This window comes from Rhizobium sp. BR 250, from assembly GCF_047445855.1.
Classification (GTDB): domain Bacteria; phylum Pseudomonadota; class Alphaproteobacteria; order Rhizobiales; family Rhizobiaceae; genus Agrobacterium; species Agrobacterium tumefaciens_I.
The window spans coordinates 67307-81868 of sequence record NZ_JARWKW010000001.1 but is presented as its reverse complement, the minus strand read 5'-3'; the positions used below and the strand labels follow the sequence as shown (position 1 = coordinate 81868).

Annotated in this window: 12 protein-coding genes; 9 read left to right on the top strand and 3 right to left on the bottom strand. The window is 59.6% G+C overall.

Features of this window, described 5'->3' with window-relative positions:
- Window positions 1–232: 232 nt before the first annotated feature.
- The 6 genes from QD336_RS00445 (at window position 233) to QD336_RS00420 (ending at window position 8212) form a co-directional block, all read left to right on the top strand.
- On the top strand, window positions 233–1024 hold the full coding sequence (locus tag QD336_RS00445) for a competence/damage-inducible protein A (RefSeq protein WP_269341398.1): 792 nt from the start codon (window positions 233–235) through the stop codon (window positions 1022–1024).
- Window positions 1025–1229: 205 nt separating this feature from the next.
- Window positions 1230–2075: a universal stress protein gene (locus QD336_RS00440; RefSeq protein ID WP_499168800.1), complete on the top strand. Its 846-nt coding sequence runs from the start codon at window positions 1230–1232 to the stop codon at window positions 2073–2075.
- Between the two features lie 299 nt (window positions 2076–2374).
- On the top strand, window positions 2375–2872 hold the full coding sequence (gene gpt, locus QD336_RS00435) for a xanthine phosphoribosyltransferase (RefSeq protein ID WP_269341131.1): 498 nt from the start codon (window positions 2375–2377) through the stop codon (window positions 2870–2872).
- Window positions 2873–3549: 677 nt separating this feature from the next.
- On the top strand, window positions 3550–7368 hold the full coding sequence (locus tag QD336_RS00430; RefSeq protein ID WP_499168798.1) for a vitamin B12-dependent ribonucleotide reductase: 3819 nt from the start codon (window positions 3550–3552) through the stop codon (window positions 7366–7368).
- Window positions 7369–7520: 152 nt separating this feature from the next.
- Entirely contained in the window at window positions 7521–7868 is a 348-nt protein-coding gene (locus QD336_RS00425; RefSeq protein WP_499168797.1) for a hypothetical protein, read from the top strand.
- Window positions 7869–8050: 182 nt separating this feature from the next.
- A complete protein-coding gene (locus tag QD336_RS00420) occupies window positions 8051–8212 on the top strand; it encodes a helix-turn-helix domain-containing protein (RefSeq protein ID WP_499169244.1) in 162 nt (53 codons plus the stop codon).
- Window positions 8213–8218: 6 nt separating this feature from the next.
- Here the strand turns inward: QD336_RS00420 and QD336_RS00415 are convergent, their stop codons facing one another.
- On the bottom strand, window positions 8219–9544 hold the full coding sequence (locus tag QD336_RS00415) for an Nramp family divalent metal transporter (RefSeq protein WP_499168796.1): 1326 nt from the start codon (window positions 9542–9544) through the stop codon (window positions 8219–8221).
- Between the two features lie 329 nt (window positions 9545–9873).
- Between QD336_RS00415 and QD336_RS00410 the strand changes: the two genes are divergently transcribed.
- Window positions 9874–10239: a VOC family protein gene (locus QD336_RS00410; RefSeq protein ID WP_499168794.1), complete on the top strand. Its 366-nt coding sequence runs from the start codon at window positions 9874–9876 to the stop codon at window positions 10237–10239.
- Between the two features lie 139 nt (window positions 10240–10378).
- Window positions 10379–10606, top strand: a complete 228-nt coding sequence (locus QD336_RS00405) for a hypothetical protein (RefSeq protein WP_499168793.1) — start codon at window positions 10379–10381, stop codon at window positions 10604–10606.
- Between the two features lie 21 nt (window positions 10607–10627).
- On the opposite strand, the gene QD336_RS00400 is transcribed toward QD336_RS00405, so the two are convergent.
- Window positions 10628–12361 (bottom strand): ABC transporter ATP-binding protein, encoded by a 1734-nt coding sequence (locus QD336_RS00400; protein WP_269341119.1) that lies wholly within the window; start codon window positions 12359–12361, stop codon window positions 10628–10630.
- A 230-nt stretch (window positions 12362–12591) separates the two neighbouring features.
- Here QD336_RS00400 and QD336_RS00395 point away from each other — a divergent pair, with 230 nt between their 5' ends.
- Entirely contained in the window at window positions 12592–13830 is a 1239-nt protein-coding gene (locus QD336_RS00395; RefSeq protein WP_269341118.1) for an AI-2E family transporter, read from the top strand.
- 249 nt (window positions 13831–14079) lie between these two features.
- Here the strand turns inward: QD336_RS00395 and QD336_RS00390 are convergent, their stop codons facing one another.
- Window positions 14080–14535 (bottom strand): GNAT family N-acetyltransferase, encoded by a 456-nt coding sequence (locus QD336_RS00390; protein WP_499168791.1) that lies wholly within the window; start codon window positions 14533–14535, stop codon window positions 14080–14082.
- Window positions 14536–14562 lie beyond the last annotated feature (27 nt).

The following is a 14562-nucleotide window of genomic DNA, read 5'->3' as shown; positions in this document are numbered from 1 at the left end:
TAAGTTTCTTCAAAAACTCGATGATCATTGGCGTTGACCCGTAAAACTGTGTGACAAAAACCTAGCCGACGGATCGGCGCCCCACCAGCCGGGGATTGGCATACGCACTGTTCACGATGAGTGAACGCAGGGCGCCATCGTCAACCGATCCCCGACTTGCCTTTCTTCAAAACCGCTTTGCATTCGGGGTGCGCGGCGTTAACGTCGGGTGAAACAGATGACGAGTGCAACCATGTCAAATCCCTCCTCCGCCCAATCCGTCGTGACCGCCGCCATGCTCGCCATCGGCGACGAACTGCTGTCGGGCCGCACCAAGGACAAGAATATCGGGCATCTCGCCGATGTTCTCACCATGTCGGGAATCGATCTCAAGGAAGTGCGTATCGTCGCCGATGAGGAGGAATCGATCGTCGAGGCGCTGAATGCGCTGCGCGGCCGTTATGATTATGTCTTCACCTCCGGCGGCATCGGCCCGACCCATGACGATATCACCGCGGATGCGGTCTCTGCGGCGTTCGGCCTGCCCTGCGAACACGATGCCGAAGCGCTGCGACTGCTCGGCGACATGTACCGCGTCCGGGAAATGGAATTCACCGAGGCGCGCAAGCGCATGGCCCGCATGCCGAGGGGTGCGGCGCATATCGCCAATCCCGTCTCCGTCGCCCCCGGCTTCGTCATCGGCAACGTTTATGTCATGGCCGGCGTGCCACAGGTGTTTCAGGCCATGCTCGACAATGTCATGCCGACCCTGCGCACCGGCGCGAAGGTCATGTCGCAGGCGGTGCGCTCGCCCTATGGCGAGGGCGATATCGGCACGCCGCTGACGGCCATCCAGAAGGCCCATCCGGAAACCAGCATCGGCTCCTATCCCAAATATGACGGGCAGCGTTTTTCGACGGAGATCGTCGTGCGCGCCCGCGATGCCGGCGTGCTGAAGGCGGCAACCGAGGCGGTTGCGGCCATGATCGAAACCATCGGCCAGGAAAAAAGACTGACGGCGAGCAAGGGCGATGCAACCGCCTGAGACAGAAAAGGTTTGAGACGAAGGCGCTTTGACCAAAATCAAGGTGGCGGCCTGTAAAGGCGGCCACTCTCCCCCTGAGCATTTCCAGGAAAAGCGGAACAGCTTTTCCGTCCGGACAATGCGTAAAACAGAGACTTGGATCGTTCTGGTGATTCGAAGAAAAGCCCGAACGATCTGAAAACGACATGTCACCGAGGAGAGAGAAATGGGTTACAAAACGATACTGGCAGTGGTCGACAATGTTTCGAACACGCAGAAGCTCGGCGAATTCGTGGTAAGCCTTGCCGATCAGTTTTCCTCGCATGTGATCGGCCTGCATATGGAAACGCTGGCCGCAGTTCCGCTCGTCGCGCCGATGGAAATTCCCGATCCCGCCACCGTGCAGGCGCTGCAGGATGTGGCGCACAGGGAAACCACCGATGTCGGCAGCATCTTCGAGCGCACGCTGTCTGCCAACGGCATCTCGCATGAATGGCGCAGCTTCGTCACATCGGTGGGGTATGCCTCCGCATCCGCCATCGACAGCGCCCGCTGCGCCGATCTCGTCGTTGCCCGCCAGAGCAGTTCTTCGGCATTGTCCGACAGCCGCTCGGACATTGACGGTTTCCTTTATGAAAGCGGCCGCCCCGTTCTCCTCGTGCCGCATGTGCTCACCATCGCCAAACCGATCAAGCGCGTCCTGATTGCCTGGAACGGCTCCCGCGAGGCAACCCGTGCTACCTTCGATGCCCTGCCCTTCCTGAAGGCCGCCGACAGCGTCGAGATCTTCTCGGTCGATCAGGCCGACAGCGAAACCCAGTCTTCGGGCTTTGCCGGTGCGGAACTGGCCGCGACGCTTGCCCGCCACGGCGTGAATGTCACGGTCACCTCGCAGGAAAAGATCGCCGGCATTTCGCCACAGGCGGCTATCGAAAACCGCCTGTCCGATAACAGCATCGACCTTCTGGTCATGGGCGCTTATGGCCATTCCCGCTGGTGGGAACTGCTGTTCGGCGGCGTGACGCGCACCCTGCTCGATTCCATGACGGCGATGACGCTGCTTTCGCGTTAAAAATGGATGCGGCGCGAATAGTGCCGCAAGCCCCGCGGCATCCCACATGAAGCGAGCGGTTGCCCCTTGTTTCTTCTCCCCGCCGGGGAGAAGTCCGCGGCAGCGGGATGAGGGGGCAAGGGTAGAGAAACACTGTGAGCTAGCCCCTTCATCCGACCCTTCGGGCCACCTTCTCCCCGGCGGGGAGAAGAAACAAGCGGTGATCTCTTGCCCTGCCTTTGCGCGCAAAGCTTGCCTTTTTGCCGGTCTTGCGGCTATTAGCCAAAGCCATCGACAATTTTGACCAGATGGTAGACGACATGTCCCTTCCCGATAAAGCCTTTCCCGTTTCCTGGGACCAGTTCCACCGCGACGCCCGTGCGCTTGCCTGGCGTCTTGCCGGTCTCGACAAAGAGTTCCGGGCAATCGTCTGCATCACCCGTGGCGGTCTCGTTCCGGCGGCGATCATTTCCCGTGAACTCAACATCCGCATGATCGACACGGTCTGCATCGCCACGCGCCATGACTATGTCAATCAGGGCGAAACGGTTCTCCTGAAGGGCGTTGCCCCGGAACTGACGGCAGATGCCGGCGAAGGCGTGCTTGTGGTCGACGACCTCACCGATACCGGCAAGACGGCGCTCGAAGTACGCGAAATGCTGCCCAAGGCGCATTTCGCCTGTGTTTACGCCAAGCCGAAGGGCGTGCCGACCATCGACACCTTTGTCACCGAAGTGAGCCAGGACACCTGGATCTATTTCCCCTGGGATATGGGCTTCACCTATCAGGAGCCAATCGCCAAGGGATCGCGCGGCTGATTGCCTGTCACCGCTGAAATCAACTTTGAAAAGCCGCCCCATCGAGGGCGGTTTTTTGTGGAGAAACGTCTTTTTTGACGGCCGCGGAAAACACGGAAAAACCGCAGTGTCGCCATTATGCCTCACCCCGGAAATGCTGGGTTTTGACTTTCCGTTGCGGAAACCAGCCTCGCGCAAGCTTCAAATTTTTCCGCCAAGTCACTGATTTTTCTAAGCGCTTTTCCTATCCCCGTTTTCCACAGGCACTCCACACAATATCTTGTGGTTAAAAATGGGTTTCAATCTATGGCTTGACGAATCTGTGTCACGGGAGGAAAGTGACACTTATGTTGCGGCGGCAACGGACCGGAAAGTAACGAGGCCGGTTCTTCTCCATCTTCAGCGCGCAGGTCCAGAACGGCGTCCCGACCATGAGGGGGCGGTTCGCCGGAGGGTTTTGCGTGCCTTGCGGAAACCGCCAAAAACATGATGCGGGGACTGGCGGCAGGAAGCTGTTGATACTATATTTAGTATTCCAAACTATGCTTGCAGCCGAATAAGCCACGAGATACAGGGATCACATCCAAGGATGAACATCCCTTACAGATCGGCAACAACCGGCTGCGCGAAGGCATCGCACGGCTGGACCGGATTTTTGCGCCCTTCACCGGGCGCCCAATGGACGAGGACAGGAAACCATGCGCATTGAACGCCGCTTCACGAAGCCCGGCCAATCGCCTTACGCGGAAATCGATTTCCGCAAGGCCGTCAGTGAAATCAAGAACCCGGATGGATCGATCGTGTTCCGTCTGGCGGATATCGACGTTCCCGCGCAGTTCAGCCAGGTTGCCACCGACGTTCTGGCGCAGAAATATTTCCGCAAGGCCGGCGTGCCGAAGTTCCTGAAGAAGGTTGAGGAAAACGACGTTCCTTCCTTCCTGTGGCGCTCCGTTCCCGATGAAAAGGCGCTGAAGGACGTGCCGGAAGCCGAACGTTTCGGCTCCGAGACCGATGCGCGCCAGGTCTTCGACCGTCTGGCCGGCACCTGGGCCTATTGGGGCTGGAAGGGCAAATATTTCTCCACGGAAGAAGATGCCCTCGCCTTCCGCGACGAGCTTGCCTATATGCTCGCCACCCAGCGTGTTGCGCCGAACAGCCCGCAATGGTTCAACACCGGCCTGCACTGGGCCTATGGCATTGATGGTCCCGGCCAGGGCCACTTCTATGTCGACCCTTTCACCGGCAAGCTGACCAAGTCCAAGTCCGCTTACGAACATCCGCAGCCGCATGCCTGCTTCATCCAGTCCGTCGAGGACGACCTCGTCAACGAAGGCGGCATCATGGACCTGTGGGTGCGTGAAGCGCGCCTGTTCAAATATGGTTCCGGCACCGGTTCCAACTTCTCCTATCTGCGTGGCGAAGGCGAAAAGCTCTCCGGCGGCGGCCGTTCCTCCGGCCTGATGAGCTTCCTCAAGATCGGTGACCGCGCAGCCGGCGCCATCAAGTCCGGCGGCACCACCCGCCGTGCGGCAAAGATGGTCGTCGTTGATGCCGATCATCCGGATATCGAAGCATATATCGACTGGAAGGTGAACGAGGAGCAGAAGGTTGCCGCTCTCGTCACCGGCTCCAAGATCGTCGCCAAGCACCTGAAGGCCATCATGAAGGCCTGCGTCAATTGCGAGGCTGACAATGGCGATTGTTTCGACCCGGCCAAGAACCCTGCCCTGAAGCGCGAAATTCGCGCCGCCAAGAAGGACATGGTGCCGGAAAACTACGTCAAGCGCGTCATCCAGTTCGCCGAACAGGGTTACAAGGACATCCAGTTCAAGACCTACGACACGGATTGGGATTCGGAAGCCTACCTCACGGTATCCGGCCAGAACTCCAACAACTCCGTATCCTTGAAGGACGACTTCCTGCGCGCTGTCGAGAATGACGGCGACTGGAACCTCACCGCCCGCAAGGACGGCAAGGTGATGAAGACGCTGAAGGCCCGTGACCTCTGGGAAAAGATTTCCCACGCTGCCTGGGCATCGGCCGATCCCGGCCTGCACTTCAACACCACCATGAACGACTGGCACACCTCGCCGGCCGCCGGCCCGATCCGCGCCTCGAACCCGTGCTCGGAATACATGTTCCTCGACGACACGGCCTGCAACCTTGCCTCGCTGAACCTGCTTCAGTTCAAGGACGCCAAGACGAAGCGCATCGATATCGCCGATTACGAACATGCCGTTCGCCTGTGGACCGTCGTGCTCGAAGTCTCGGTCATGATGGCGCAGTTCCCGTCGCGCCAGATCGCCGAACTCTCCTATGAATACCGCACGCTCGGCCTCGGTTACGCCAATATCGGCGGCCTGTTGATGTCTTCGGGCATTCCCTATGACAGCGCCGAAGGCCGCGCCATTGCCGGTGCGCTCACCGCCATCATGACCGGTGTGTCTTACGCCACCTCGGCCGAAATGGCCGGCGAGCTTGGCCCTTTCCCGGGCTTTGCGCCGAACCGCGAAAACATGCTGCGCGTCATCCGCAACCACCGCCGCGCCGCCCTTGGCCAGTCGGAAGGTTATGAAGGCCTGTCGGTCAACCCGGTCGCGCTGATCCATGGCGATTGCCCGGATCAGGACCTGATTGCCCATGCCGTCGCCGCCTGGGACAAGGCGCTGACGCTCGGTGAACAGCACGGCTACCGCAACGCCCAGACGACCGTTATCGCGCCGACAGGCACGATCGGCCTCGTGATGGATTGCGACACGACCGGCATCGAGCCCGATTTCGCACTGGTGAAGTTCAAGAAGCTCGCCGGCGGCGGTTACTTCAAGATCATCAACCGCGCGGTTCCGGATGCGCTGCGTTCGCTCGGTTATTCCGAAAGCCAGATCGCCGAGATCGAGGCCTATGCCGTCGGCCATGGCAACCTCAACCAGGCGCCCGGCATCAACCCTTCGACGCTGAAGGCCAAGGGCTTCACCGATGAGAAGATCGAGGCCGTCAACGGCGCGCTGAAGAGCGCCTTCGACATCAAGTTCGTCTTCAACCAGTGGACGCTCGGCGCCGACTTCCTCAAGGAAACGCTGAAGGTCTCCGACGAGCAGCTCTCCGACATGAGCTTCAACCTGCTGGAGCACCTCGGCTTCGGCAAGAAGGACATCGAAGCGGCAAACGTGCACGTCTGCGGTGCGATGACGCTGGAAGGCGCACCGTTCCTCAAGAACGAGCATCTGCCGGTCTTCGATTGCGCCAACCCCTGCGGCAAGATCGGCAAGCGTTACCTCTCGGTTGAATCCCACATCCGCATGATGGCGGCGGCCCAGCCTTTCATCTCCGGTGCGATCTCCAAGACGATCAACATGCCGAACGATGCGACGGTTGAGGATTGCGGCAGCGCCTACATGCTCTCCTGGAAGCTGGCGCTGAAGGCCAACGCCCTTTACCGCGATGGCTCCAAGCTTTCCCAGCCGCTCAACGCCTCGCTGGTGGAAGACGAGGACGACGAAGACCTGATCGAAGAGCTGATCCAGCAGCCGGCTGCACAGCAGGCCGTGACGATCACCGAAAAGATCGTCGAACGCGTCATCGAGCGTGTCTCGCGCGAGCGTGAAAAGCTGCCGAACCGCCGTCAGGGTTACACCCAGAAGGCAACCGTCGGCGGTCACAAGGTCTATCTGCGCACCGGTGAATTCGGTGATGGCCGCATCGGCGAAATCTTCATCGACATGCACAAGGAAGGTGCCGCCTTCCGAGCGATGATGAACAACTTCGCCATCGCCATTTCGCTCGGCCTGCAATATGGCGTGCCGCTGGAAGAATATGTGGAGGCCTTCACCTTCACCAAGTTCGAACCGGCCGGCATGGTGCAGGGCAACGACGCGATCAAGAACGCCACGTCGATCCTCGACTACGTGTTCCGCGAACTCGCCGTCTCCTATCTCGGCCGCCACGATCTGGCCCATGTCGATACGTCCGACTTCTCCAACACGGCACTCGGCAAGGGTATCCAGGAAGGCAAGACCAACCTCGTTTCCACCGGCTGGACCCGCGGTTACAAGCCGACGCTGGTTTCCAGCAATGGCGGCGAACGTTCGTCTTCCGAGCCCAAGGGCTCGGCAACGGCAGCCCCCGCCCGCGCCTCGGCCAACGTCACCTCCTTTGCCGGCTCCGCCGCCCGCAAGCTGGAACCGACGGTCTCCATCGCAACCTCCGAAATCGTCTCCTTCAAGCGGGACTATGAAGAGCGCGCCAAGGAACTGGCCGAAGAAATCGCCGAGGAAGTGATCGACGAGGTCGCCCAGGAAGCCCAGCAGACGGCAACCGCCCTCTTCTCCGACAAGGCCGCCGCAGACGCTGCTTCGGCCAAGACGGAAGCCAAGAAGGTGGAAAACGAACGCCGCATGCGCTCGATCGCTCAAGGCTATACGGGCAACATGTGCTCGGAATGCCAGAACTTCACGATGGTGCGGAATGGCACTTGTGAGAAGTGCGACACTTGCGGTGCGACGAGCGGTTGCTCTTAAGATATCTAAGATGTCTTTGTCAGATTGACACGAAGAAATAATTAAGGACTGGCCAACAAAAAATTGGCCAGTTCGAAACCTAAAATGAGTAAACCAGTATTTTAACTTCTCTCGATCACTAATAGGTGTTCGTAAAATTGAACTGGTTTAAAATGACAAAAACTGCACAGGCCCGTGAGGCATATATTTTATACAAGCAAAAAAACATCTTAAGACTTATTTTTCATACAATAAAACTATTTTTATACACTGCCGCTCCGGCCACCGTAATAGCGTATTTAACAGACCACGTGAGCGGTTTATTCTACATATTAACCCCGTTCTTCATGTATTTTTTCTTTCCGGTCTGGTTCGGATTTTACGTAGCCAGTGCTTTACTGACACAGATGTCCGGAGAAAGCCTTGGGAAAGGGAGCTTACTTGGCGAGAATCCGTCTTTTTCCGACGTCACGTTTCATCTCACAGGCTTTAGAGTTAAGGATGAGAGCGATGAAAATTGAGTTCAAAGCCAATAATCGGGTAAAATCGACCGAACCAGATAGGCCCACCTTCACGCCATGACCGACGAAGAAGCGGAAGCCAATGCGCTGGCCGATCCCACAATCCGCCGCTTTCCGCCGAACAGTTCGCTGCTGCCAAGAAAACGCTCCGCATCAAAATCATCCGCCGGGCGTTGAAGCTGATGCAGGAAGAGTTTTCTGCGCGCTATCATATTCCACTCGGAACCCTGCGCAATTGGGAACAGGGCCGAAGCGAGCCGGATCAACCGGCCCGCGCCTATCTGAAAGTCATCGCCGTCGACCCGGAAGGAACGGCAGCCGCGCTCCGAAAAGGCGCGGCCTGACCCGCCTCACCCCATAAAATCCACCAGCAACTTCACATTCAGCGCCGCAATCACCACCGCGATCAGCCAGGCAAAGGCCGATAGCCAGAGCGGGGAGCGCAGCTCGCCCATCTTCGTCCGGTCGGCGGTGAACATCACGAGCGGGAAAACGGCGAAGGAGAGTTGCAGGCTGAGCACCACCTGCGTCAGGATCAGCAGTTCCGCCGTGCCGCTGTCGCCATAAAAGATGGTCACGCCGGCGGCGGGAACGATGGCGATGGCGCGGGTGATGAGGCGGCGCAGCCAGGGGGCGAGCCGCATCTTGAGGAAACCCTCCATCACGATCTGGCCGGCGAGCGTCGCCGTGACGGTGGAGTTGATGCCGCAGCACAGGAGCGCCACGCCGAACAGCGTCGGCGCAATGGCAAGACCGAGCAGAGGTGCCAGCAGATTATGCGCCTCACCGAGTTCGGCGACATTGGTCTGCCCCGACTTGTTGAAGGTCGCTGCCGCAAGAATGAGGATCGAGGCGTTGATGAGGAGCGCAAACATCAGCGCGATGGTGGAATCGAGGGTCGCGAATTTCAGCGCCTCGCGTTTTTCGGCAAGGCTATGGCCGATTTCACGGGTCTGCACGATACCCGAGTGCAGGTAGAGATTATGCGGCATGACGGTGGCGCCGAGAATGCCAAGCGCCAGATAGAGCATGTCGGGATTGGTGACGATTTCGGTCGTCGGCGCAAAACCGAGGATCACCTGCCCCCAGTCGGGATCGGCCAGCGCCACCTGAATGGCGAAACATACGGCAATAACGCCAAGCAGCGTGATGACCAGCGCCTCCACCCAGCGGAAACCGAGCTTCTGCAGATAAAGGATCAGGAACACATCAAGCGCGGTGATGAGAACGCCGAGTTCCAGCGGAATGCCGAAGATGAGGTTGAGGCCGATGGCCGTGCCGATCACCTCGGCGATATCGGTGGCGATGATGGCGATTTCCGCGAGCAGCCACAGCACCATCGCCACGGGTTTCGGATAGGCATCACGACAGGCCTGGGCGAGATCGCGGCCGGATGCGATCGCAAGACGGGCGCAGAGTGACTGCAGCACAATCGCCATGATGTTCGAAACCAGCGCGACGGTGAGCAGCGTGTAACCGAACTTGGAACCGCCGGCGAGCGACGTCGCCCAGTTGCCAGGATCCATGTAACCGACCGCAACGAGATAGCCGGGGCCAAAAAAGGCCATTGCCCGGCGAAACGTGCTGGCATCCGGTTTGATGCGGATCGAACTGTGAACGTCAGACAGCGAGAGGTCATCGCCGTTCCGCCGCCATCCAAAGACAGGCTTGTCCATATTCCAGACTTTCAAAACAGGAAATCGAATTGGTGCAATTGCAAATCATTCGCATAAGCAATATCCGCTGGCAAGTGAAGTTTTACGGGGCATGTCGGTGATGCAGGTCGTGCGCAGATTGCGCCTTTACCCATCGGCAAGCGGGAATATGGCGCATGACGCCATGGAGGCGCTGAAAGATGAGCCCGTTCAAAACCGTGGATGCCCCATAATGGCGGCTGACTTTCGCGCCGCCGCATGGCCTATTGGCCTCGCCCTCGACACCCTGCCGCAACCGGCACGAGGGCGGCCGATACGCTTTCGGCAAGCAGCCCAGGAGGATTTGCCGCATGAATCTCATTGCCCATGTCGAAATTCCGGTGATCGATCTTGAAAGAGCGATACGGTTCTACAGCGCGGTTTTCGATGTGACATTCGGAGAGATCGTCACGATCCACGACAATAGGATGGCCTATTTCCCCTTCGAGGAGGGAAAGGATGGGGCCAGCGGCGCACTCGCCCAAGGCGAGACCTACGTTCCCACACAGGACGGCGCGATCATCTATCTCAGCGTCCGGGATATCGACGATGTCCTCGCCAAGGCCCTTGCCCATGGCAGCGCGCTTCTGTTTCCAAAGACCCCCGTCAATGAAAATATCTTCGTCGCTGAAATTTCCGACAGCGAGGGAAACCGCATCGCGGTTCAATCCGCCTGATCAGACGCCTTCCCCTGCGACCGGTCGGGGCGCGGCAGAGGCCTCACGGCCTTGTCATCGCCCCTGCCCCACCGGTGCGGAACGGCCGCACGCATGCCCGCGTTTATCTTTCATCGAGCAACGATAATCGGGGAAGTTCATGCGACATGGCCATAAATTCAGCCTGGCGAACCATCCGAACCGATGGCCAAAATATATCATGGCGCGTCGAAGGCCGCGCGACTGGCTGATGACCATCAGCGGCATGGTGCTGCTGGTCATCGTCGCCGCCGCCGTCGCCATGGGTTATCTCGTCATCAGCCATCCCGGCAAGCCGGAGCCCAATCCCGGCATCGTGGAGGAACAGGCGGTGGAAAACGGCGGGTAATTTGCTGGCGGCACACGCCGCTCAGCTGAGACCCGGCAGATGCGCGCTGAACTGCGCCTCATGCAGGCGGCTGTAATGGCCCTTGGCGGCCAGCAGCTCGGCATGTCCGCCCGTTTCGGCAATGCCGGTCTGGTCCACCACCACGATGCGCGAGGCATCGCGGATCGTCGCCAGCCGGTGGGCAATGACGAGCGTGGTGCGGCCCCTGGCAAGCTCGGTCAGCGATTGCTGGATGGCGCGCTCGGTTTCCGTGTCGAGCGCCGAGGTTGCCTCGTCGAGAATGAGGATCGGCGGGTTCTTGAGGAACATGCGGGCAATGGCAAGACGCTGCTTCTGGCCGCCGGACAATTTGACGCCGCGCTCGCCGATCACCGTATCGAGCCCGAGCGGCATGGCCTCGATGACGCTGTCGAGCCGGGCGCGCCGGGCGGCATCCATGATCTCGTCATCCGAGGCACCGAGCCGGCCATATTCGATATTCTCGCGGATCGTGCCGCCGAACAGGAAGACATCCTGCTGCACGATGCCGATCTGGTTGCGCAGCGAGGCGAGCTTCATTTTCCTGATATCGATGCCGTCGATGGTGATTGCACCGCTGGTGACATCGTAAAACCGCGGCAGAAGCGAGCAGAGCGTCGTCTTGCCGGCCCCCGAGGGACCAACAAAGGCCACGGTCTCGCCAGCGCCGATCTTCAGGTCGATATTGTCGAGAACCCGTTTGCCCTCGGCATAACCGAAACCGACATGGCGATATTCGATATCGCCGCGAAGCAGCGGCGCTTCCACGGCATCCGGCACATCGACGATATCCGGCGCGGTATCCAGAAGCTCGGTGAAACGGCGGAAACCGGCAATGCCCTTCGGATAGGTCTCGATGACCGAATTGATCTTTTCCACGGGACGGAAGAACACGCCGACCAGCAGCAGGAAGCCGACGAAACCGCCTTCCGTGAGGCTGCCGGTGAGAACGAACCAGGCGCCGCAGATCATCACGATCATCTGCGTCAGGCGCATGCTCATGTAGCTGAGCGAGGTGCTGGCCGCCATGATCTTGTAGGCGTCGAGCTTCGTGCGGCGGTATTTCTGGTTGTCCTTTTCGAACAGCGCGCGCTCGTGGTCCTCATTGGCGAAGGCCTGCACCACCCGCATGCCACCGACATTTTCCTCGATACGGGCGTTGAAATCCCCCACCCGGCCATAAAGCGCGCGGAAATTCTGCGTCATGCGGCCGCCGTAACGGCTGGTCACCCAGGCGGTGACCGGCACGACGGCGGCGGTGATGAGCGCCAGCGGCACATTGACCGACATCATCAGCAGGAAGGCGCCGATGAAGGTCATGATGGCGATGAACAGATCCTCGGGGCCGTGATGGGCCACCTCGCCGATCTCTTCCAGATCCTTGGTCAGCCGCCCGACCAGATGGCCGGTCTTCTGGTTGTCGAAATAACGGAAGGAAAGCTTCTGCAGATGATCGAAGGCGAGACGCCGCATATCGGTCTCGATATTGATACCGAGCATATGTCCCCAATAGGTGACCGTCGCCATCAGCCCCGTATTCAGCACATAGATGAGCAGCAGCCCCACCGAAGCGGCAAGGATGATCGCCCATTCGCCGCCCGGCAGCAGCACGTCCACAAAGGCCTTCACCGCCATCGGAAAACCGAGTTCGAGCACACCCGACAGAACCGCGCAGGAAAAATCGAGAATGAACAGACCGCGATAGGGACGGTAATAGGCGAAGAAACGGCGGAGCATGGCGTGACCTGGGGATCGGGCGCGGCAATCTGACGCCGCAATAAAACGGAGTTTAATTGTCATATTTCAATGCGCGCGCCAAGGCCGATGTTCTATTTTTACCAAAATCGTTCAATAGCCTAGGCAATAAACACACAACGGTAATGTGATCGGGTTATATTGCACTTATATGTATCGGTGTGACAGAGTGAATGCACCCCTTGAGGGGAGAATGCGAGAAAGAGCCTGCCGTGAGTAACATTGACAGCCGTAAGCCCAGTGGCGAACCGAGATGGCTTGGTCCCGCCAGCCCGACGCGGATCGCCCTGATTCCGCCCATTTCGGCTGCGCGCTGGCTGCTCCTTCTGGTCGTTCTTGCGGGCATCTATTTCTTCAACGGCTTCCTGGTTCCGGTTCTCGCCGCCCTCGTTATCGGCTTCGCCAGCTGGCCGGTCTATACGCGGCTTTTGCGGCAGGTGGGCGGCAACACCACGCTCGGTGCCACCATCGCCATCATCCTCATCATTGCCTTCCTCGTGGTGCCGATCTTCATCGCCGCCTCCTATACGGCAACCGAAATCCGCGAATGGTTCGGCTGGGCGGTGCATGTCAACAAAACAGGCGCGCCCGTGCCGGACTGGATCGCCGCGCTTCCCGCCGTCGGCCCCTGGCTTGGCGACCAATGGGTGAAATATATCGGCACGCCGGGTGCCATCGGCGAACTCATCCAGCTCGTCAGCGGCGCCAATATCGGCAATATCTACCGGGCGATCCTCGCCGCCGGCAACGGCGCCTTCCACCTGGTGCTGACCCTGCTCTTCATGCTGATCGCGCTGTTCTTCGTTTATCGCAACGGCGCCGCCTTCACCCGCCAGGTCGATCTGGTGGGTGAGCGCATCCTACCGACACGCTGGGAACGCATTTCCCGCGTCGTGCCCGCCACCATCAGCTCCACCGTGACCGGCATGACGCTGATCGCCATCGGCGAAGGCATCATCCTCGGCATCGCCTACTGGATCGCCGGCGTGCCCTCGCCCGTCACGCTCGGCGTGCTCACCGGCGTCATGGCGCTCATTCCGGGCGGCGCGCCGCTCTCCTTCACGCTGGTGTCGATCTATCTGGTCGCCAGCGGCTCGCCCGCCCATGGGCTCGCGCTCTTCGTCTGGGGTTCGGTCGAACTTTTCATCGTCGACAAGACCATCCGCCCGAAGCTCGTCGGCGGACCGATCAAGCTGCCTTTCCTGCCCACCTTTTTCGGCCTCGTCGGCGGCGTCAAGACCATGGGTTTCCTCGGCCTCTTCATCGGCCCGGTGCTGATGGCGCTGCTCGTCGCGATCTGGCGCGAATGGGTGCGTGAAGTGGAAATTTCCGCTGCCGTCAGCGCCGAGGCTCCACCTCCGCCGCCCACGCAGAACGATCCGACCGCAGAGGCCGTTTCGCGTCAGGACGGCAGCGACGAAACAACGGCGTATCGGAAAGCGGCGTTTTGATTGGTGAAACCGGTGTGAAGGGCGTTGCCTGCAACACCGGATACACGCCAATCTCAATCCACTCTTCCGTCATGCCGGACCTGATCCGGCATCCAGCCACGGCGTGTCTGCGCCGTATTAAGAGTCTTCCGCGATCAAAGACCTGATCGCACTGGACCCCGGAACTAGTCCGGGGTGACGTTGAGCGGATGCGGCTACACCACAAACCTCGCCGTCACCGGATCATGCGATCAAGCCGTGCCTTGGCCCTTAAAGCGCCTTCTCCATGAAAAGGCTGAGCGGATCAGGCTTATAGGGCGCAAAGGCCTCGATCTCCACAAATCCCGCCTTGCGGTAAAGGCCGATCGCCTCCGGCTGGCTGATGCCGGTTTCTAGCCGGATGGCGGAAAGACCAAGTTCGACGCCGCGTGCAACAAGCGTATCCATGATCAGCTTGCCGATCCGCAACCCCCGCGCTTCGGGATCAACGAACATGCGCTTCACCTCCGCCGTGCCGTCCCCCGCTTCCACCAGCGCGCCACATCCGACCACGCGGCCATCGTGCCGGACCACAAAAAACGAGACATTGTCCTTCTCCAACTGGCCGATATCGACCAGATGATTGCTCTCGGCCGGGTAAAGCGAGGCCATATAGGCGTTGGAAAGATCGATAAGGCGCAGAACCGCGTCCTGGCGGGGCGTTTCAAGCTTGATTTCGGTGGCCAATGCGATGCCTGCTTTCTTTCAAAAAAT

What these genes read in the sequence shown, in the direction of transcription:
- QD336_RS00445 (WP_269341398.1), top strand. Translation starts at nt 233, where the DNA reads ATGTCAAATCCCTCCTCCGCCCAATCCGTCGTGACCGCCGCCATGCTC.
- QD336_RS00440 (WP_499168800.1), top strand. Translation starts at nt 1,230, where the DNA reads ATGGGTTACAAAACGATACTGGCAGTGGTCGACAATGTTTCGAACACG.
- gpt (WP_269341131.1), top strand. Translation starts at nt 2,375, where the DNA reads ATGTCCCTTCCCGATAAAGCCTTTCCCGTTTCCTGGGACCAGTTCCAC.
- QD336_RS00430 (WP_499168798.1), top strand. Translation starts at nt 3,550, where the DNA reads ATGCGCATTGAACGCCGCTTCACGAAGCCCGGCCAATCGCCTTACGCG.
- QD336_RS00425 (WP_499168797.1), top strand. Translation starts at nt 7,521, where the DNA reads ATGACAAAAACTGCACAGGCCCGTGAGGCATATATTTTATACAAGCAA.
- QD336_RS00420 (WP_499169244.1), top strand. Translation starts at nt 8,051, where the DNA reads ATGCAGGAAGAGTTTTCTGCGCGCTATCATATTCCACTCGGAACCCTG.
- QD336_RS00415 (WP_499168796.1), bottom strand. Translation starts at nt 9,544, where the DNA reads ATGGACAAGCCTGTCTTTGGATGGCGGCGGAACGGCGATGACCTCTCG.
- QD336_RS00410 (WP_499168794.1), top strand. Translation starts at nt 9,874, where the DNA reads ATGAATCTCATTGCCCATGTCGAAATTCCGGTGATCGATCTTGAAAGA.
- QD336_RS00405 (WP_499168793.1), top strand. Translation starts at nt 10,379, where the DNA reads ATGCGACATGGCCATAAATTCAGCCTGGCGAACCATCCGAACCGATGG.
- QD336_RS00400 (WP_269341119.1), bottom strand. Translation starts at nt 12,361, where the DNA reads ATGCTCCGCCGTTTCTTCGCCTATTACCGTCCCTATCGCGGTCTGTTC.